At 70.0% G+C, this 19664-nt stretch carries 15 protein-coding genes; 10 read left to right on the top strand and 5 right to left on the bottom strand.

Annotated features, from left to right (window positions below):
* The first annotated feature begins 63 nt into the window (after positions 1-63).
* The 6 genes from ABZ078_RS34910 to ABZ078_RS34885 all read left to right on the top strand — a co-directional run bounded on the left by ABZ078_RS34910 (position 64) and on the right by ABZ078_RS34885 (position 6570).
* A complete protein-coding gene (locus ABZ078_RS34910; protein WP_356582051.1) occupies positions 64-915 on the top strand; it encodes a M24 family metallopeptidase in 852 nt (283 codons plus the stop codon).
* Between the two features lie 8 nt (positions 916-923).
* Positions 924-2681 (top strand): SDR family oxidoreductase, encoded by a 1758-nt coding sequence (locus ABZ078_RS34905; protein WP_356582073.1) that lies wholly within the window; start codon positions 924-926, stop codon positions 2679-2681.
* A 193-nt stretch (positions 2682-2874) separates the two neighbouring features.
* Positions 2875-3822: a MerR family transcriptional regulator gene (locus ABZ078_RS34900; protein WP_356582049.1), complete on the top strand. Its 948-nt coding sequence runs from the start codon at positions 2875-2877 to the stop codon at positions 3820-3822.
* Between the two features lie 122 nt (positions 3823-3944).
* Positions 3945-4493 (top strand): RNA 2'-phosphotransferase, encoded by a 549-nt coding sequence (locus tag ABZ078_RS34895; protein WP_356582047.1) that lies wholly within the window; start codon positions 3945-3947, stop codon positions 4491-4493.
* A gap of 165 nt (positions 4494-4658) precedes the next feature.
* Positions 4659-5561 (top strand): LLM class flavin-dependent oxidoreductase, encoded by a 903-nt coding sequence (locus tag ABZ078_RS34890; protein WP_356582045.1) that lies wholly within the window; start codon positions 4659-4661, stop codon positions 5559-5561.
* A gap of 139 nt (positions 5562-5700) precedes the next feature.
* Complete coding sequence (locus ABZ078_RS34885; protein ID WP_356582043.1) at positions 5701-6570, top strand: HAD hydrolase family protein; 870 nt, start codon at positions 5701-5703, stop codon at positions 6568-6570.
* A 22-nt stretch (positions 6571-6592) separates the two neighbouring features.
* On the opposite strand, the gene ABZ078_RS34880 is transcribed toward ABZ078_RS34885, so the two are convergent.
* The 4 genes from ABZ078_RS34880 to ABZ078_RS34865 all read right to left on the bottom strand — a co-directional run bounded on the left by ABZ078_RS34880 (position 6593) and on the right by ABZ078_RS34865 (position 13956).
* A complete protein-coding gene (locus ABZ078_RS34880; protein ID WP_356582041.1) occupies positions 6593-7669 on the bottom strand; it encodes a M23 family metallopeptidase in 1077 nt (358 codons plus the stop codon).
* Positions 7670-7771: 102 nt separating this feature from the next.
* Positions 7772-11335, bottom strand: a complete 3564-nt coding sequence (gene cydD, locus ABZ078_RS34875; RefSeq protein WP_356582071.1) for a thiol reductant ABC exporter subunit CydD — start codon at positions 11333-11335, stop codon at positions 7772-7774.
* A 72-nt stretch (positions 11336-11407) separates the two neighbouring features.
* Positions 11408-12427 (bottom strand): cytochrome d ubiquinol oxidase subunit II, encoded by a 1020-nt coding sequence (gene cydB / locus ABZ078_RS34870; protein ID WP_356582039.1) that lies wholly within the window; start codon positions 12425-12427, stop codon positions 11408-11410.
* 20 nt (positions 12428-12447) lie between these two features.
* On the bottom strand, positions 12448-13956 hold the full coding sequence (locus tag ABZ078_RS34865; RefSeq protein ID WP_356582037.1) for a cytochrome ubiquinol oxidase subunit I: 1509 nt from the start codon (positions 13954-13956) through the stop codon (positions 12448-12450).
* Positions 13957-14099: 143 nt separating this feature from the next.
* Here ABZ078_RS34865 and ABZ078_RS34860 point away from each other — a divergent pair, with 143 nt between their 5' ends.
* A complete protein-coding gene (locus ABZ078_RS34860; protein ID WP_356582035.1) occupies positions 14100-14492 on the top strand; it encodes a cyclophilin-like fold protein in 393 nt (130 codons plus the stop codon).
* Positions 14493-14541: 49 nt separating this feature from the next.
* Here the strand turns inward: ABZ078_RS34860 and hisC are convergent, their stop codons facing one another.
* Positions 14542-15621 (bottom strand): histidinol-phosphate transaminase, encoded by a 1080-nt coding sequence (gene hisC, locus ABZ078_RS34855; RefSeq protein ID WP_356582033.1) that lies wholly within the window; start codon positions 15619-15621, stop codon positions 14542-14544.
* A 426-nt stretch (positions 15622-16047) separates the two neighbouring features.
* Here hisC and ABZ078_RS34850 point away from each other — a divergent pair, with 426 nt between their 5' ends.
* The 3 genes from ABZ078_RS34850 (at position 16048) to ABZ078_RS34840 (ending at position 19576) form a co-directional block, all read left to right on the top strand.
* Positions 16048-17160: a LacI family DNA-binding transcriptional regulator gene (locus tag ABZ078_RS34850; RefSeq protein WP_356582031.1), complete on the top strand. Its 1113-nt coding sequence runs from the start codon at positions 16048-16050 to the stop codon at positions 17158-17160.
* Between the two features lie 276 nt (positions 17161-17436).
* A complete protein-coding gene (locus ABZ078_RS34845; protein ID WP_356582029.1) occupies positions 17437-18513 on the top strand; it encodes a metallophosphoesterase in 1077 nt (358 codons plus the stop codon).
* Between the two features lie 193 nt (positions 18514-18706).
* Positions 18707-19576, top strand: coding sequence for a hypothetical protein (locus tag ABZ078_RS34840; protein WP_356582027.1), 870 nt, complete (start codon positions 18707-18709; stop codon positions 19574-19576).
* Positions 19577-19664: the final 88 nt, after the last annotated feature.

Genomic DNA, 19664 nt, shown 5'->3' with positions numbered 1-19664 from the left:
ACATTCGCCAGTGTCAAGTTACGGGCACGTACCGCAGTCAGCGTGGACAAGTGGGGCGGTGGCATGACTACGGCGATGGCAGGGGAGCTCTCGGCGGACTCCGCGGACCTGCAAGGGTTCAGACGGGTCCAGCGGCTGGCGTACGAGTGCGCGGAGGCCGTCGCGGCGCGGCTGGAACCGGGCATCACCGAGCGCGAGGCGGCGCGCATGCAGCGCGAGTGGCTGCGCGAGCGCGGTGTACGGGACTGGTTCCATCTGCCCTTCGCGTGGTTCGGGGACCGCACCGCGTTCGTGAACTTCCGCGTCCCGTTGCAGTTCTTCCCCACCAACCGCCGGCTGGAGCCCGGGATGCCGTTCATCCTGGACATGGCCCCCGTGTTCGACGGCTACACGGCGGACATCGGTTACTCGGGCTCGCTCGGCATCAACCCCGTACAGGACAAGCTGGTGGCGGACCTGGAGGCGCACCGGGAGTTGATCCTGCGGGAGGTGCGCGAGCGGCGGCCGCTGCGGGAGATCTACGAGGACGTGGACCGCCTCATGGTCCGGCAGGGCTATGCCAACCGGCACCGTGCCTATCCCTTCGGCGTGATCGCGCACAAGGTCGACCGGGTCAGGCAGCGCCGCTGGTCACCGCATGTGTTCGGGTTCGGCACGCAGTCCCTGAAGGGCCTGGCGAGCGACGCGCTGCACGGTCACCGCGAGGGCTGGTCGCCGCTGTGGTCGCCGTACCGCTTCTCCGACCACCCGCCGCAGCCGGGCCTGTGGGCGGTCGAACCGCACCTCGGTTTCCGGGGCACGGGAGCGAAGTTCGAGGAGATCCTGGTCGTCACCGACTCCGCGGATCCCGAGCAGAGCGCCTTCTGGCTGGACGACGATCTGCCGCACGTGCGGCGCTGGGTGGAGGAGAAGTGACGGTGCCGGTGACTCTTCAGGGCGCGCGCGAGCGCCGGGTGCGGACCGGCGGGGTCGAGCTGTGTGTCGCCGAGCTGGGCGAGGTCGGGCAGCCGACGGTGATCCTGGTGCACGGCTATCCGGACAGCAAGGAGGTGTGGTCCGAGGTCGCGCCGCGGCTGGCCGACCGTTTCCATGTCGTGCTGTACGACGTCCGGGGCCATGGCCGGTCGACGGCACCGAAGCCGCTGCGTGGCGGGTTCACGCTGGAGAAGCTGACGGACGACTTCCTGGCGGTCGCGGACGCGGTCAGCCCGGACCGGCCCGTGCATCTGGTCGGGCACGACTGGGGCTCGGTGCAGTGCTGGGAGTTCACCACGGTCAAGCGAACGGAGGGCCGGATCGCGTCCTTCACGTCGATGTCCGGACCGTCCCTCGACCACTTCGGCCACTGGATCAGCCGGCGCCTGAAGCACCCCACTCCCCGCCGGGTGGGCCAGCTCCTCGGCCAGGGCGCCAAGTCCTGGTACGTGTACCTGCTGCACACGCCCGTGCTGCCCGAGCTGGCCTGGCGCGGCCCTCTCGGTAAGCGGTGGCCGCGCATTCTGGAGCGCGTGGAGAAGGTTCCGGGTGGCGACTACCCGACCTCCTCACTGCCGACGGACGCGGCGCACGGCGCCTGGCTGTACCGGGACAACGTCCGGGCCAGACTGCGCCGTCCGCGCCCGGACGCATACGCGCACGCGCCCGTGCAGCTCATCACGCCTGTGAGGGACGCTTTCCTGTCCGAGCGGCTCTACGACGAACTCGAGCGGTGGGTTCCGCAGTTGACCCGGCGCACGCTTCCGGCGAGGCACTGGGTACCGCGCTCGCGCCCCGACCAACTCACGGCCTGGATCACGGACTTCGTCACGTCCGTGGAGGGCGGGCGCCCGGAGGGGGTGACGGCGAGCGGGAAGTACGCCGACCGCTTCGGCGGACAGCTCGTCCTGGTCACCGGTGCCGGCAGCGGCATCGGACGGGCGACGGCGTACGCGTTCGCCGAGGCCGGCGCGCGCGTGGTGGCCGTCGACCGGGACGCGGAGAGCGCGGCCCGCACCGCCGAGATGGCCCGTCTGATCGGCGCCCCGGATGCCTGGGCGGAGACGGTCGACGTCTCCGACGAGCAGGCGATGGAGAAGCTCGCCGCGAAGGTCGCCGCCGAGTACGGCGTGGTCGACGTCCTGGTGAACAACGCCGGGATCGGCCTGGGCGGCTCCTTCTTCGACACCACACCGGAGGACTGGAAGAAGGTCCTCGACGTCAATCTGTGGGGCGTCATCCATGGCTGCCGGCTGTTCGGGAAGCAGATGGCCGAGCGCGGGCAGGGCGGCCACATCGTCAACACCGCGTCTGCGGCGGCGTTCCAGCCGTCCAGGGCGTTGCCCGCCTACAGCACCTCCAAGGCGGCGGTGCTGATGCTGAGCGAGTGCCTGCGCGCGGAGCTGGCCGGGCAGGGCATCGGGGTCACCGCGATATGCCCCGGCTTCGTCAACACCAACATCACCTCGACCGCGCGCTTCGCCGGGGTCGACGCCGAGGAGGAGAAGCGGCGGCAGAAGAAGTCCGCGCGGCTGTACGGGCTGCGGAACTATCCGCCGGAGAAGGTCGCGGACGCCATCCTGCGGGCGGTGGTGCGCGGTGAGGCCGTCGTTCCGGTGACGCCGGAGGCGCGTGGCGCGTATCTCATGTCGAGGTTCACGCCGAAGGCACTGCGGGCGATCGCACGACTGGAGCCACCTCTGTGAACGCCGTCGTTCCACGCCGTGTGCCCTTCGACCGGTCGCGTACGGTCCTGATCGGTGAACTCCCGGCGCTGGGTGGGCCGATACCCCGGTACCGGCGCAGATCACCCGCGGCGGGGACGGCGGCGTGACCGGTAACCGGGGCGACGGCGATCGTGTGACCGGGGATCGGGCCGAAGGCGGTGAGGTCGGGCGCGTGACTGCGGAACCTGCCTCTCCCGCCCATCGGATCGAGGACCTCGCGCACCTCAGCGGTGCCACCGTCCGCACCATCCGGGCCTACCAGGACCGCGGCCTGCTCCCCCGCCCGGAGCGCCGGGGCCGCGCCAACCTCTACTCGGACGCCCACCTCGTCCGCCTGCGCCAGATCGCCGACCTCCTCGACCGCGGCTACACCCTGGCCTCCATCAAAGAACTCCTGGATGCCTGGGACGCGGGTCGTGGCCTGGGCGGGGTGCTCGGGCTGGTCGCCGAGGTGGACGGGCCATGGACCGACGAGGAGGCGGCGCGGATCTCGCGCGCCGATCTGGAGGAGCGCTTCGGCGGCACACCCGACGACGCGGCGGTGGCCGAGGCCGTGGAGCTCGGCGTACTGGAGCCGGTCCCCGGCGACGAGGACTCCTTCCTCGTGCCGAGTCCCCAAGAGCTTGCCGTGGCAGTGGAGTTGCATGCTGCCGGGGTTCCCCTGTCCGCGATCTCAGGTCACCTGCGGGAGTTGAGGGGGCAGGTGGAGCACATCGCCGCCGGTTTCCTGCAGTTCACCACCGAGCACCTCTTCGCTCGCTACCTGGACGGACCGCACCGCCCGACGGACGCCGACGCGACCGAAGCAGCCTCGCTCGTACGCCGGCTGCGGCCGCTCGCCCAGCAGACGGTGGACGCGGAACTCGCCCGGGCGATGCGGCTGTTGGCGGTTCGGCACCTGCGTCAGCGTCTGGGTGCGGACGAGGCGCCGGATACTCCGATTCCGACGAGAACCGTGCCCATCCCCGAAGAGACAATGCGGGGCGTGGAGAGGCTGGTTGGTCCTCAGCAGGCTGCCGACTTCATCGCGCTGGCCGCCGAACGGGAGGTGCGGGCACGCGCCTTGGACCGCCTTGCCTCAAGTCACAGATCATCAGCTGATCTTGACGAAACCCCCTGAAACAACGGCTCGTTGTCCACAGAACCGTCAATTCCCCTGTGGATAACCACACTTGGTTGTGGATCAAACATCCGGAGCGAAATCGTTCGCGTGATTCCTACCTCTCCCGGCAGCCTGGTGGCATGGACGAAAGACGCACCGTGAAGGTGTCGAAGTACCTCTCGAAACACCTGCGCCACCAGCCCGAGCACATCGGGCTCACGCTCGACGAGGGGGGCTGGGTCGAGATCGACGCCCTGATCGCCGCCGCGGCGGCGCACGGATTCCGTTTCACCCGGGAAGATCTGGACCACGTGGTGGCCGCCAATGACAAGCAGCGCTTCGCGATCGAGGGCACACGGATCCGCGCCAGCCAGGGCCACAGCATCGACGTCGACCTCGGGCTGCCTCCGGCGACCCCGCCGCCGTACCTCTACCACGGCACCGTCGCCCGCAGTCTGGACGCGATTCGCAGCGCCGGCCTCAGGCCCATGAACAGGCACGACGTGCACCTCTCCGCCGACCGCGAGACCGCGACACGGGTCGGCGCGCGACGTGGTCACCCGGTGGTGCTCTCCGTGGACGCCGGCGCCATGCACCGCGACGGCCATGTCTTCCACGTCAGTGCGAACGGGGTGTGGCTGACGAAAGCCGTGCCACCGGAGTACCTGCGCTTTCCCGCGTCGCACTGAATCGTGCCGCCACCCGCCAGCCGCCGCCCGGCGATCCCCACCCGGCGACCGGCGACCGACCGCGCGCATCGGAGTACACGCTGATGACAACCTCACTCCGTGGCTGGGCAGCGGCGTGCAGTGACCGTTTCACGTGAAACACGTGCGGCCGCTTAGGCTCGAAACATGAGCCTGCGCCTGAGCACCGTGATCCTCCCGTATCGCCGCTGGTCCGAGGGAGGCCGCGAGGCGTGGCAGCGCGCGGAGCAGCTCGGCTTCCACGCCGCGTACACCTACGACCACCTGTCCTGGCGCACGTTCCGGGACGGCCCGTGGTTCGGTGCCGTGCCGACTCTGACCGCCGCCGCGGCCGTCACCGACCATCTGCGGCTGGGCACCCTGGTGACCTCGCCGAACTTCCGGCATCCGGTGCCCTACGCCAAGGAACTGATCTCCCTCGACGACATCTCCGGTGGCCGCCTCACGCTCGGCGTCGGTGCGGGCGGCTCCGGGTTCGACGCGACCGTGCTCGGACAGGACCCATGGACGCCGCGCGAGCGAGCCGACCGGTTCGCCGAGTTCGTCCAGCTCCTGGACCGGCTGCTGACCGAGGACTCGCTGTCGTACGAGGGCGACTTCTACTCGGCGCACGAGGCGCGCAACATCCCGGGCTGCGTACAGCGACCCCGGCTGCCCTTCGCGATCGCCGCGACCGGCCCGCGCGGGCTGCGGCTCGCGGCACGGTACGGGCAGGCGTGGGTGACCACGGGTGACCCCAAGCTGTACGAGAACGGCACTCCTGAACAGTCGGTTCAAGCCATTCGCGGGCAGGTCGAGAAGCTGGCCGACGCCTGCGCCGAGATCGGCCGGGAGGTAGGTGATCTCGACAAGATTCTGCTCACCGGGTTCACCCCGGACCGCGGCCGTCCGCTGGAGTCCCTGGACGCGTTCGTGGACTTCGCGGGGCGCCACCAGGAGCTGGGATTCACCGAGATCGTGGTGCACTGGCCGATCCCCGACTCGGACTTCGCAGCCGACGAGAAGGTGTTCGAGCAGATCGCCATGGAGGCGCCGGCGCAGCTGCGCTGAGCGCGGCGGGCATGACGGCGCTGGTGAGGGCGATGTCGATGGTGTCGGTGATGTGCTCAGGGGCGGTATCTCCTCACCTGCCGCCTCAGATGTGCGGAGTCCTGCACGGCCGTGCAGGCATATGCGGGAGAATGACCCGGTGACCTCAGCGACTCGACAGCACCAGACCCCGGCCGCCGCTGTCCGCCCGCGGCTCATCGCCACCGACCTGGACGGCACCCTGCTGCGTGACGACAAGTCGGTCTCCCCCCGCACGGTCGCCGCGCTGGCCGCCGCCGAGGAGGCGGGCGTAGAGGTGTTCTTCGTCACCGGCCGCCCGGCGCGCTGGATGGACGTCGTCAGCGATCACGTCCACGGTCACGGCCTGGCGATCTGCGGCAACGGCGCCGCCGTAGTCGACCTGCACGGCGGCCCCGGCGCCCACCGCTTCGTGAAGGTGCGGGAGCTGGCGCGGGAGAACGCGCTGGACGCCGTGGCGCTGCTGCGTGAGGCGGCGCCGGGCACGGTGTACGCGGTGGAGCAGACGTACGGCTTCTACCAGGAGCCCGACTACCCCAAGCTGCACATGGAGATACCGGACCAGCTCGCGCCGGCCGAGGACCTCTTGGCACCGGACGGCCCCGGGGCCGCCGAGCCGGTCCTCAAGATCCTCGCCTACCACCCCACCCTCGACCCCGACGCCTTCCTCACCCTCGCCCGCCTCGCCATCGGCGAGCGCGCCAATGTCACCCGCTCCAGCCCCAGCGCCCTGCTGGAGATCAGCGGCCCCGGCGTCTCGAAGGCCAGCACGCTCGCCCTGTGCTGCGCCGAGCGCGGTATCTCGCACGAGGAGGTCGTGGCCTTCGGGGACATGCCCAACGACGTGGAGATGCTGACGTGGTCGGGCCAGTCGTACGCGATGGGCAACGCGCACCCCGATGCCGTCGCCGCCGCCTCGGGACGGACGGTCGCCAACAACGAGGACGGCGTGGCGATCGTCATCGAACAGCTGCTGGCGGAGCGGTACTAGCTCAAGGCCGGCCACGGCCGCCCTACCCGAGTGGCACCCCCCGCTCCTTGAGCCACGGCACGGGATCCACCGCCGAGCCCATCTCCGCAGTGACCCGCACCTCGAAGTGCAGGTGCGGGCCGGTGGAGTTGCCGCTCGTGCCCGACTGACCGATCCACTGCCCGGTGTCGACCCGCTCGTCCTGATCGACAGCTACGGCGGCGAGGTGGGCGTACTGCGTGTAGTAGCCGTCCGTGTGCCGGACGACGATTTCCATGCCGAAGGCGCCCCCGCACGCCACCTTGACCACACGCCCGTCCCCGACCGCCCGCACCGGTGTGCCGATCGGCACCGCGAAGTCCTGCCCGGTGTGCCGGTTGGCCCACCGCTGTCCGCCACTGCCGAAGGCCGCGGACAGTTCGTACGAATCCACCGGAGCGGCCCACGCGCTGGTGAGGTCCGTCTTCGGCTGGTCGAGCCGTACGGCACCACGGCAGGAGCCGGCGGCCACGGAGGCGTCAGCCCGTCCCTGCAACTGCCATCGCGCCTCTTCGAGCTTCTGCTCGATGCCCTTCTTCAGCCCGGCGAGTTCGGCGTTGCGCTTCTCCAGGGTCTGCCAGGCCGCCGCTGCCTTGGCCTCGTCCGCGGCGAGCCGGGCCTCGGCGCGGCGGCTCTTCTCGATGGCGTTGTCGACGACCAGACTCGTCTGCGAGAACACGCGCTGCCCGCGCATCAGCTCGTCCGGACTCTTCGCGAGGATGATCTGCGCGGTGAGCGGCACCCCGCCGCCGCTGCGGTACTGGGCACGCGCGATACGGCCCAGATCCTCGCGCAGGACACCGATCTCCTGCCGCTCCCGCTCGAGCAGCGCCTCGGCCCGCTGCGCCTTGGCCCGCTGCGCCTCGGCCTCCTGCCGCGCCGTCTCGTACCGCTGCGTGGCCAGGGCCGCGTCCTCGTACAGCCGCACCACCTGCGTGCTGAGGGCCGAGTCGTCACCCACGCCGTTGTGCCCGGGCGGCCCCTTGCCGTCACCGGCAGCGGCAGCGGGCCGCGCCATGGGCACGACGAGCGCGCACAGCAGCGCCGGAACGGCGAGGACACGACGGCGATGTGAGCGCATGTCAGCGATCGTGACCCGCGAGGCGGGCCTCGGTCCTGTTCGGGTCGTACGCCTGGGGGACGGGTTGCTGCGGACGGGTCAGTACTCCTGTTGACGTACGCGCTACGACGCCCCCACCAACAGGTCCGCCTCCGCCTCCCGCTCCACCATCCGCCGCAGCGGCCCGTCGGCGGCGGCCAGCTCCGCGAACGTCCCCCGTTGCACCACACGTCCCTGGTCCAGGACGACCACTTCGTCCACGGCCTCCAGCCCGGCCAGTCGGTGGGTGATGAGCAGTGTCGTACGGCCCTCGGTGGCGGCCAGCAGGTCGGAGGTGAGGGCGTCGGCGGTGGGCAGGTCGAGGTGCTCGGCGGGCTCGTCGAGGACGAGGACGGGGAAGTCGGCGAGCAACGCGCGGGCCAGCGCGAGCCGCTGTCGCTGCCCACCGGACAGTCGCGCCCCGTGCTCGCCCACCAGCGTGTCCAGTCCGTCGGGCAGGCTGTCGGCCCAGTCGAGCAGCCGGGCGCGCTGCAGCGCGTCGCGCACTTCTGCCTTGGTGGCGTCCTTCTTGGCGAGCAGCAGGTTCTCACGCACGGAGCTGTCGAAGAGGTGCGCGTCCTGTGCGCACAGCCCGACGAGCCGCCGTACGTCGTCGCCGTCCAGCGCGTACGCGTCCACACCGCCCAGCGCGTACGAGCCCGCGTCCGCGTCCAGGAAGCGCAGCAGCACCTGCGCCAGCGTGGTCTTGCCGGAGCCGGACGGCCCGACGACGGCGATCCGGCGGCCCTCCTCCAGGGTGAGGTCGAGTCCGGCGAGCGCGTCCCGGTCCTGCCCGGCGTGGCGGGCGGTCAGGCCCCTGACGGCGAGCGGGAAGGGCGAGGCGGGCGCCTGCCGGCGGTGCCCCGGTTCCCGTACGGGCTCGGGGGCGTCCAGCACCTCGTACACGCGCTCGGCGCTCCTGCGCACCCGCTGCCGGTACTGCACGGCGAGCGGCAGGCCGAGAACGGACTCGAAGGCGGCCAACGGGGTGAGGACGACGACGGCCATCGTCACGCCGGCGAGCCTCCCGTCGGCGACCGCCTGGGCGCCCACGAGGGCCGTGCCGGCGACGGTGAGTCCGCAGATCAGCGCGGTGAGTCCGTCACCGAGCGCGGTGGCGGTGGCGGCCCGCGAGGCGATCCGGGTGAGGGCCCCGTCGGCCTGCCGTACCTCGGCCGTACGGCGGGGCAGGGCGCCGGCGACGGTCAGTTCGGCGGTGCCGGTGAGCAGATCCGTCACGCGCGTCGCGAGCACGCCGCGCGCGGGGGCCAGCCTGCGTTCGGCGTGTCGGGCGACGGCACCCGTGACGAGCGGCACTCCGGCCCCGGCCGCCAGGAGACCGGCGGCGAGCACGGCACCGGCCGCCGGCAGGAGCCAGGCGGTGAAGCCGACGGCCCCCGCGGAGACGACGGTCGCGGCAGCGGCGGGCAGCAGCCACCGCAGCCAGTAGTCCTGCAACGCGTCCACGTCGGCGACGAGCCGCGAGAGCAGATCACCCCGGCGGGCGCGGCGCAGACCTGCGGGCGCCAGCCGCTCCAGCCGCCGGTAGACGGCGACCCGGGTGTCGGCCAGCATCCTCAGCACCGCGTCGTGCGACACCAGCCGCTCCGCGTACCGGAACACGGCCCGCCCGATGCCGAAGGCCCGCGTCGCCGTCACGGCGACCATCAGATACAGCACCGGTGGCTGCTGCGAGGCCCGCGAGATGAGCCACCCGGAGGTGGCCATGAGCCCCACCGCACTGCCGAGCGCGAGGCTCCCGAGCACCAGCGCGAGGGCCAGACGGCCACGCCGGGCACCGGACATGGCGCGGACGCGGGCCAGGACTCCGCGTGTGTCCCTCGGGAGGGACACGTCCAGCGACACGTCCTCGGCGTCGCCCGAAGCGGCACCGCCGTACGCCTCCCCCTCGACCGCACGGGCAACGGTCGGCCCGAGCACGGCTTCCGTCTGCCCAGGGTTGGAAACGCCCTCCACCCGCACAGGGTCGATCACGCCCTCCACCCGCACAGACGCCACGGCCTCCGCGAGCCGCACCATCCGGTCCGCCACGCCCAGCAACGCCGGCCGATGCACCACCAGCAGCACCGTCCGCCCCACCGCCAGCCTCCGCACGGCCTCCACGACCTCGGCCTCGGTGGCCCCGTCGAGTGCGGCCGTCGGCTCGTCGAGCAGCAGGACGGGCCGGTCCGCGAGGAACGCCCGGGCCAGCGCCAGCCGCTGCCGCTGCCCTGCGGACAACCCGACCCCGTCCTCCCCCAGCGCCGTCTCGACGCCCTCGGGCAGCGCGTCCACGAATCCCAGCGCCCCGGCGTCCCCCAGCGCACGTCGTACGGCCGTGTCATCCGCGTCGGGACGCGCCAGCCGTACGTTCTCGGCGATCGTCCCGGCGTACAGGTGCGGATGCTGCGGCACCCAGGCGATCCGCGAGCGCCACTCCTCCAGATCGAGCTCGGCGAGATCGGCTCCTCCGACCAGGACTCGCCCCTCGGTCGGCCGCACGAACCCCAGCAGCGCGTTCAGCAGGGTCGACTTGCCCGCACCGCTCGGCCCGACGAGCGCGACCGTCTCCCCTGGCTCGACGGAGAAGGACACGTCCGACACGGCATCGGCGGACCGCCCGGGGTACCGGACCGAGACCCCGTCGAACGACACCGACCCCGTCGGCACCGCCGTGCCACCCGACGCCGGCACCGGAATCTCCAGCACCTCGAAGATCTCCTCGGCCGCGGACAGCCCCTCGGCTGCCGCGTGGTACTGCGCGCCCACCTGACGCAGCGGCAGGTAAGCCTCGGGCGCCAGCACGAGGACGACCAGCCCGTCGTACAGATGCATGTCGCCGTGGACGAGCCGCATGCCGATCGTCACGGCGACCAGGGCCACCGAGAGCGTGGAGAGCAGTTCCAGGGCGAAGGAAGAGATGAAAGCGATCCGCAGGGTCCGCATGGTGGCCCTGCGGTACTCGCCGGTGATACGCCGGATCGACTCGGCCTGCGCCTTGGCCCGCCCGAACACCTTCAGGGTCGGCAGTCCGGCCACGACGTCCAGGAAGTGCCCGGACAGCCGGGACAGCAACCGCCACTGACGGTCCATCCGGGACTGCGTGGCCCAGCCGATCAGCATCATGAAGATCGGGATGAGCGGCAGAGTGCCGACGATGATGGCCGCCGAGACCCAGTCCTCGGTCACGATCCGCGCCAGCACCGCCACCGGCACCACCACCGCGAGCCCCAACTGGGGCAGGTAGCGCGAGAAGTAGTCGTCGAGGGCGTCGACCCCCCGGGTGGCGAGGGCGACCAGCGATCCGGTCCGCTGTCCACTCAGCCAGCCAGGCCCCAGCTCGGCCGCCCGCTCCAGCAGCCGCCCCCGCAGCTCCGACTTCACGGCCGCGCTCGCACGATGGGCGGCCAGCTCGGTCAGCCACGCGACCACCGCGCGACCGACAGCGACTGCCACCAACAGCAGCAGGGGAGTGCGCAGTTCGGCGGCGGAGAGCCCATGCTGGAACGCACCCACCACCGCCTCGGCGATGAGCATCGCCTGTGCGATGAGCAGCCCGGCACCGAGGATGCCCAAGCCGACGACCGCCACCAGAAAGAGGCGGGTGGCGCGGGCGTAACGGAGCAGACGCGGATCGATCGGTTTCACGTGAAACATGCCCTTCGGTCCAGGGCAGGGTGTTTCACGTGAAACATCGCGAAACACCCTGCCACCGCGGACTCAGTGCTTGGCCCCCGCAGCGGCGTCTGCGGCGATGTGCTGCGTACCGATCCGCTTGCGGAACACCCAGTAGGTCCAGCCCTGGTAGAGCATGACGATCGGTGTGGCGATCGCCGCGCACCACGTCATGATCTTCAGGGTGTACGGGCTCGACGAGGCGTTGGTGACCGTGAGGCTCCACTCGTCATTGAGCGAGGACGGCATGACGTTCGGGAAGAGTGTCAGGAAGAGCATCGCCACGGCGGCCACGATGGTCACGCCGGACAAGGCGAACGACCATCCCTCGCGCCCGGCCTGGTTCGCCACCAGCGCCGCCACCAGCGCGGCCACGGCCACGACGAGCGCGACCAGGCTCTTGCCGTCGCCGCTCTCGATCTGCGTCCAGAGCAGGAAGATCAGCGCCAGTGCGGCGGCTGCGATCCCGACCTGCGTGGCCAGCGTCCGTGCCCGCCCCCTGATCTCCCCGACGGTCTTGAGAGCGGTGAACACCGCACCGTGGAAGGTGAACAGCGTCAGCGTCACCAGACCGCCGATGAGCGCGTAGGGGTTGAGCAGGTCCAGGACGGTGCCGACGTACTCGTGGTTCTGGTCGAGCTTCACGCCCCGCGCGATATTGGCGAAGGCCACTCCCCACAGGAACGCCGGGATCAGCGAACACCAGAAGATCGCGTGCTCCCAGTTGCGCTGCCAGTTCTCCTCGGGTCGCTTCACCCGGTACTCGAAGGCGACGCCCCGGACGATCAGGCAGACGAGGATGAGCAGCAGGGGCAGATAGAAGCCGGAGAAGAGGGTGGCGTACCACTCGGGGAAGGCCGCGAAGGTGGCGCCGCCCGCGGTGAGCAGCCACACCTCGTTGCCGTCCCAGACAGGCCCGATGGTGTTGATCAGCACGCGCCGCTCGGGCCGGTCGCGGGCGAGCAGCTTGGTGAGGACACCGACCCCGAAGTCGAAGCCCTCCAGGAAGAAGTAGCCGATCCACAGGACGGCGATCAGGACGAACCAGACGTCGTGAAGTTCCATGACTGTGCAGCTCCCTCGGCCTAGTACGAGAAGGCCATCGGCTTGTCGGCGTCCCGGGAGTCGCCGCCGATCTTCGTGGGCGGGTTCAGGTCGGCTTCGGTCAGCTCGGGCGGGCCGGCCTTGACGTACTTCGCGAGCAGCTTGACCTCGACGACGGCGAGGATGGCGTAGAGCGTGGTGAAGACGATCATCGAGGTGAGGACCTCGCCCTGGGAGACGCCGGGGGAGACCGCGTCACGGGTGCGCAGGACGCCGTAGACGACCCACGGCTGGCGGCCCATCTCGGTGAAGATCCAGCCCCAGGAGTTGGCGATCAGCGGGAAGGCCAGGGTCCAGATCGCGATGCGCCAGTACCACTTCGTGAGCTTGGGGCCGAGCGCCTTCTTCGGGAGCAGGACCAGATGCGGCACCTCGTCGTCACCGACCCTGAGATGCTGCGGCAGCATGAACTTCTTGCGGGTCAGCCAGAGCCCGATCAGACCGATGGTGAACGACGCCATGCCGAAGCCGATCATCCAGCGGAAGCCCCAGTAGGCGACGGGGATGTTGGGCCGGTAGTCGCCGGGGCCGTACTTCTCCTGCTCGGCCTTGTTGACGTCGTTGATGCCGGGGACGTACGAGGAGAAGTCGTCCTTGGCCAGGAAGGACAGCAGGCCCGGTATCTCGATCGCGACCTTGTTGTGGCCCTTGTCGACGTCACCGACGGCGAAGACCGAGAAGGGCGCCGGCTTCTCGCCGTCCCACAGTGCCTCGGCCGCGGCCATCTTCATCGGCTGCTGCTCGTACATGATCTTGCCGAGGACATCGCCGCTGATCGCGGTGAGCATGCCGCCGATGACGACGGTGACCAGGCCGAGCCGCAGCGAGGTCTTCATGTCGCGGATGTGCTTCTTACGGAGCAGGTGATAGGCCGAGATGCCGACCATGAACGCGCCACCGGTGAGGAAGGCCGCCGAGAGGGTGTGGAAGGCCTGGGCGAGCGCGGTGTTCTGGGTCAGCACGAGCCAGAAGTCGGTGAGCTCGGCCCGCCCCTTCGCCTCGTTGATCCGGTAACCGACCGGGTGCTGCATCCACGAGTTGGCCGCGAGGATGAAGTACGCCGACAGGACCGTGCCGATGGAGACCATCCACATACAGGCCAGGTGGATCTTCTTCGGCAGCTTGTCCCAGCCGAAGATCCACAGGCCGATGAAAGTGGACTCGAAGAAGAAGGCGATCAGGGCCTCGAAGGCGAGCGGAGCGCCGAAGACGTCACCGACGAAGCGGGAGTAGTCGGACCAGTTCATGCCGAACTGGAACTCCTGCACGATGCCGGTGACCACCCCCATCGCGATGTTGATCAGAAAGAGCTTGCCCCAGAACTTCGTCGCCCTGAGGTACTTCTCCTTCTCGGTACGCACCCACGCGGTCTGCAGTCCGGCCGTGAGGGCGGCCAGCGAGATCGTCAGGGGGACGAACAGAAAGTGGTAGACGGTGGTGATACCGAACTGCCAGCGCGCCAGAGTCTCCGGCGCCAAAGCCAGGTCCACGTCGCCGCTCCTTACCTACGCTTGTGAAAGCGTTCACATTCACAAGCAATTATGCAGCACAGCTGTTCCCGCCTCGGAAGGGGGGTCCCCTCATCGACACCGACCCCTTGGCGCGGCCTTCAACATATTGTTGAATCAGCAGCATGCAGACACAGCCGCCACTACAGATACGGATCTCCTGGCCCGCGGGCCACCTCACCGCGACCCTCGACGACACCCCGACCACGCAGGCCCTCGCCAAGGCACTGCCCCTCGTCTCCACCGCCCGCACCTGGGGCGAGGAGGTCTACTTCGACACGGGCGTCGCCGTTCCACGTGAAACCAATGCCCGACAGGTCGTCGAACCGGGCACGGTCGCCTTCTGGACGGACGGCGACGCGCTCGCCCTCCCCTACGGGCCCACCCCGGTCTCGCGAGGCGACGAATGCCGCCTCGCCAGCCCGTCCAACGTCCTGGGTCGCGTCGACGGCGACCCGCGCCTACTGTCCACGGTGCGCGACGGCGACCCCGTACGCGTGGAACTCGTGGACAGCTGAGGCTCCTCTCGGAGACTCAGCTACTACAGGTAAAGCGCCGTGTGGAGCCTCAGAGCTCCTTCCGGAACCCTTCCGCCACCTTCAGGAAGATGTCGTTCGCCTCGGCCTCCCCGACCGTCACCCGCACACCCTCGCCCGGGAACGGCCGGATCACCACGCCCGCCTGCTCACAGGCCTGAGCGAAGGCGACCGTGCGCTCCCCCAGCCGCAGCCACACGAAGTTGGCCTGGGTCTCGGGCACCGTCCAGCCCTGAGCGCGCAGCCCGTCGACCACACGGTTGCGCTCGCACACCAATGAGCCGACCCTGCCGAGCAGTTCGTCCTCGGCACGCAGCGAGGCAATGGCCGCGTCCTGCGCGAGCTGGCTCACTCCGAAGGGCACAGCCGTCTTGCGCAGCGCCGCCGCGACCGGCTCATGGGCGATCGCGAAGCCGACACGGAGGCCGGCGAGGCCGTACGCCTTGGAAAACGTCCGCAGGACACAGACGTTGGGCCGCTCACGGTAGATCTCCACGCCGTCCGGCACCTCGGGATCGCGGATGAACTCGCGGTACGCCTCGTCGAGCACCACCAGCACATCGCCGGGCACCCGGTCGAGGAACCGCTCCAGCTCGGCCCGCTTCACGACCGTGCCCGTCGGGTTGTTGGGGTTGCAGACGAAAATCATCCTGGTCCGGTCGGTGATGGCGGCGGCCATCGCGTCCAGGTCGTGCACATCGCCCGGCGTCAGCGGCACCTGCACGGACGTGGCGCCGCTGATCTGCGTGATGATCGGGTACGCCTCGAAGGACCGCCAGGCGTAGATGACCTCGTCGCCGGGACCCGAAGTGGCCTGCAGCAGTTGCTGGGCGACGCCGACCGAGCCGGTGCCGGTGGCCAGGTGGGAGACCGGCACGCCGAAGCGCTCCGACAACTCGTTCATCAGCGCCGTACACATCATGTCTGGGTAGCGGTTGAACGACGAGACCGCGGCCGTCACGGTCTCCAGCACACCGGGCAGCGGCGGATACGGGTTCTCGTTGGAGGACAGCTTGTAGGCCACCGGGCCACCGGCCGCGGCGGGCTTGCCCGGCTTGTAGGTGGGGATACCCTCCAGCTCGGCACGCAGCCTGGGGCTCGTCTCGCTCACCGCAGTCCTCCTCGTGACCACTGGCGGCCCATCGTCACCGCCGGCTCCAATGCTCCTTACCTTATGAGGATTCGACGCCGATGCGTACAGGTGCGAGCCCTCGTCTGTGAACCCTTCTGCCACATCAGCATCAGGGGCATCACTGTACGAATCTGTACGAATTGGGGGGCGCATCACACATATATCTATGCGCCGGTGGCTCGCGCCGTGGCGCGCATCCCTCGTGAAGGTGAGTTGAGACCTCTTCGAAACATCGGACACTTGGCAGGCTCATGCGTGCCGACAAGTCACGTCCTACTATTGGATCGTTCAACTCCCTTGCAATTCAAGGATTTTGACGCCTGATGACCTTGCAGAAACGTGCCTGTCAACGAGTGCATATGCGTCCGCACTACCCCACCGCATGAGCCCTACTATCGGCTCGCCATGACAGCAGCAGGGAAGCACCAGGTGAGCCGCGCGGAAACCTCACGTCGAGGCAGCCGGCCCGGGCGGGCGGGGATCAGAGACGTGGCCGCCGCCGCCGGGGTCTCCATCACGACCGTCTCCGACGCCCTCAACGGCAAGGGCAGGCTCCCCGACGCCACCCGACGCCATGTCCGCGAGGTCGCCGACCGGCTCGGATACCGCCCCTCGGCCGCCGCCCGCACGCTCCGTACCGGCAAGTCGGGCCTCATCGGCCTGACCGTGACGACATACGGGGATGAACCTTTCACCTTCACCGAGTTCGCGTACTTCGCCGAGATGGCCCGCGCGGCCACCTCGGCCGCGCTCGCCCGCGGCTACGCCCTGGTGATCCTCCCCGCGACCTCGCGCCACGACGTCTGGTCGAACGTCGCCCTCGACGGCACGGTCGTCATCGACCCGTCCGACCAGGACCCGGTCGTCAGCGAACTGGTCCGACAGGGACTGCCGGTCGTCTCCGACGGCCGCCCGGCCGGTTCGCTGCCGGTCACCGCCTGGGTCGACAACGACCACGAGGCCGCCGTACTCGGCATCCTCGACCACCTGGCGGACGCCGGCGCCCGCCGCATCGGCCTGCTGACGGGCACCACGACGGACACGTACACGCATCTGTCGACCACCGCGTACCTGCGCTGGTGCGAGCGGGTGGGCCAGGATCCGGTGTACGAGGCCTACCCGGCGCACGATCCGTGCGCGGGCGCCGTCGCCGCCGACCGGCTGCTCGCCCGCCCCGACCGTCCCGACGCCGTCTACGGACTGTTCGACCCGAACGGCACCGACCTGCTCGCCGCCGCCCGCCGCTACGGCCTGCGCGTGCCGGACGACCTGCTGCTGGTGTGCTGCAGCGAGTCGACCGTGTACGCCAACACCGATCCGCCCCTCACCACGCTCTCCCTGAAGCCGCGCCGCATCGGCACGGCCGTGGTCCAACTCCTCATCGACGCCATCGAAGGAGCGCAGTCGGATCACCCGGTCGAGCAGGTGATACCGACCGAGCTGATCGTGCGTACCTCGTCCCAGCGACGGCCACCGCGTACGACGGTCAGCCCGCCCCGGTCGCCCGAGGAGCGGTAGGAGCAGGTCGGCGGAGGTGGCAGAGCCCGTCCGGGAACGGCGAGGACAGGTCGGCGAAGGCAGGTCGGGGAGCGACGCGGAGGCTGCCGTCGGACGGCCGAAGACCTGCCCAATCGGGGCGAAAGCCGCGGCGAACAGGAGTCCCGCTCCGATTCACCACCCCTGGGTCATCACATGGCGCGATCGGCATTCCTATGATGGGCCCACGACACCGCGGGCCGCTGCGACCAGGCAGTCCGATGCGGTGCAGCTGCGGCGCGATGGTGGAGGGGTCTGATGACTCAGGGGGCCGGTCAGGGACCCGAGGTGGAGCGGACGGCGACGTTGCGCGACTTCCGGGTGCCCGCTTACGTCCACGAGACCGGTCCGTACGTCCACAGCACACACTCGGGCGATGTCGCCCCGCACCTCGACGAAACCTATCCGGAGGGGTACACGCCCACGCAGCGGGACCTGCCCGTGATCAATCGCGGCGACACGGTCCAGGTGCATGTCGACCCCGCCTCTGTGCCGGTCCCGCAGTCGGCGGACGGCCCCGGCCCGCTGTTCGTCGTCGGCGACGTGCACGGCTATCTCGACGAGTTGGTGGCCGCCCTCCAGGAGAAGGGCCTCATCGACTCCGCGGGGAACTGGAGCGCCGGCACCGCCCGGCTGTGGTTCCTCGGCGACTTCACCGACCGCGGCCCGGACGGCATCGGTGTCATCGACCTCGTGATGCGGCTGTCCGCGGAGGCTGCCGCGGCCGGCGGCTACTGCAAGGCCCTGATGGGCAACCACGAGCTGCTGCTGATCGGCGCCAAGCGGTTCGGGGACACCCCCGTCAACTCCGGCGCGGGCACCGCCACCTTCCAGGCGGCGTGGCTGCTCAACGGCGGCCAGAAGACCGACATGGACCGCCTCCAGGACCACCACCTCCAGTGGATGTCCCGGCTGGACGCCATGGAGGAGGTCGACGGCCACCTGCTCGTGCACTCGGACACCACCGCCTATCTGGACTACGGCGACTCGATCGAGGCGGTCAACGACACCGTCCGCGAGACGCTCACCCGCAACGACGCCGACGAAGTCTGGGACCTCTTCCGCAAGTTCACCAAGCGCTTCTCCTTCCGTGACCAGGGCGGCGCCGACCATGTGCGCTCCCTGCTCGATACGTACGGCGGCACCCGCATCGTTCACGGCCACAGCCCCATTCCGTACCTGCTGGGCGAGGTCGGCTCCGAGGACGGCGAGGACGACAGCGGGCCCTCGGTCGCGGGGCCGCACGTCTACGCGGACGGCCTCGCCATCGCGATGGACGGCGGCGTGACCATGGCCGGAAAGCTGCTGGTCCAGCAACTTCCCCTGGGTATCTGAACGTTCACGGGGAAGGCGTCGCCCCATGACGCGGTGACAAAGGACGGCGCAGGCCAAGGCCCAATTTTGGCAAACCCCCTGTCACCGTGTGCCGTCACCGCTCTACCATCGGCTTATCCGTAGCAGGCTCCCCTCCGTTTCTGCCCGACGGCTCGTTGGCATGCGAGCCCCAAGCCCTACGGAGCATCGGGGGATGCACATGAACAGCGTTCCGCAGCACCTGCACAGCGAGGACCGCCAGGAATACGAGCGGATCCTCGATGAGGCGCTGCGCTCCGCACCACACCGCCCGGAACTGGCCGCTGTCGGACAGCGGCTCAACCCAGAACAGCTGCGCACCATGGCGCTCAACGCCACCGCACTCATCACGGCGGCCGCGGCGACCGAGTACCAGCACTACGTGAAGGTCCGCGAGGAACTGCGCCAACCGGCGCCGTCCACCCCGTCGTCCGCCCGCGAGTCCGGCTCCACCGAGTCGGGCGGCGGCGCGATGGGGTTCGCCACCACCATGGGAGAAGTCGCCGAGACAGCAGGCCCGGGCGTCACCGCCGTCCTCGCCGTCCTGGCACCCGTCCTCGCCGGCACCGCCGCGGCGATCTTCCTGCTCGTCGGCTACATCCTCAAGATGCTCAGCCCCGAGCCGGCGTTCGCCCAGACGATGCTCACCACCGGATGGGTGTTCGGCGCCCTGGCAGCGGCCGCGATCCTGGTCGCCGCCGTCGGACTCCTGCTCACCGCCCTGCGCAATCGCCCCGCGTTCGAGGGCGGGCCGTACGGCGAACTGGGCGAGGAGGTGGCGCGGGCCAGGGAAGCCTGGCGTGAGGCACTGCTGGAGCGCGGCATCCTGCCGTTCCTACGGGAGGCACTCGCCGCTCCCGGTCCGGCATCGGCACTGCACCACACGCCACCGTCGACGCCGGCCGGCCGCATCCCGAACCTCGGCTACGACCGCCCTGGCTTCAGCAGCCCGGACGACGGACCCTCCCGTGGTACGCGCCCGAGCTTCACCAGCCCGGACTACACGAGCCCGGACTTCGGGGGGCCGGAACACCAGCCGGAGTGACCGGAGTGACTCCAGCCGGATCTGCCCCTCGGCTTGCGCCCCCTGCCCAGGGGAGCGCAAGCCGAAGACCCGATGGAAGGTTTTCGTC

It is taken from the genome of Streptomyces sp. NPDC006385, assembly GCF_040612485.1.
Lineage (GTDB): Bacteria > Actinomycetota > Actinomycetes > Streptomycetales > Streptomycetaceae > Streptomyces.
This window is presented reverse-complemented; position numbering and strand designations above follow the sequence as displayed.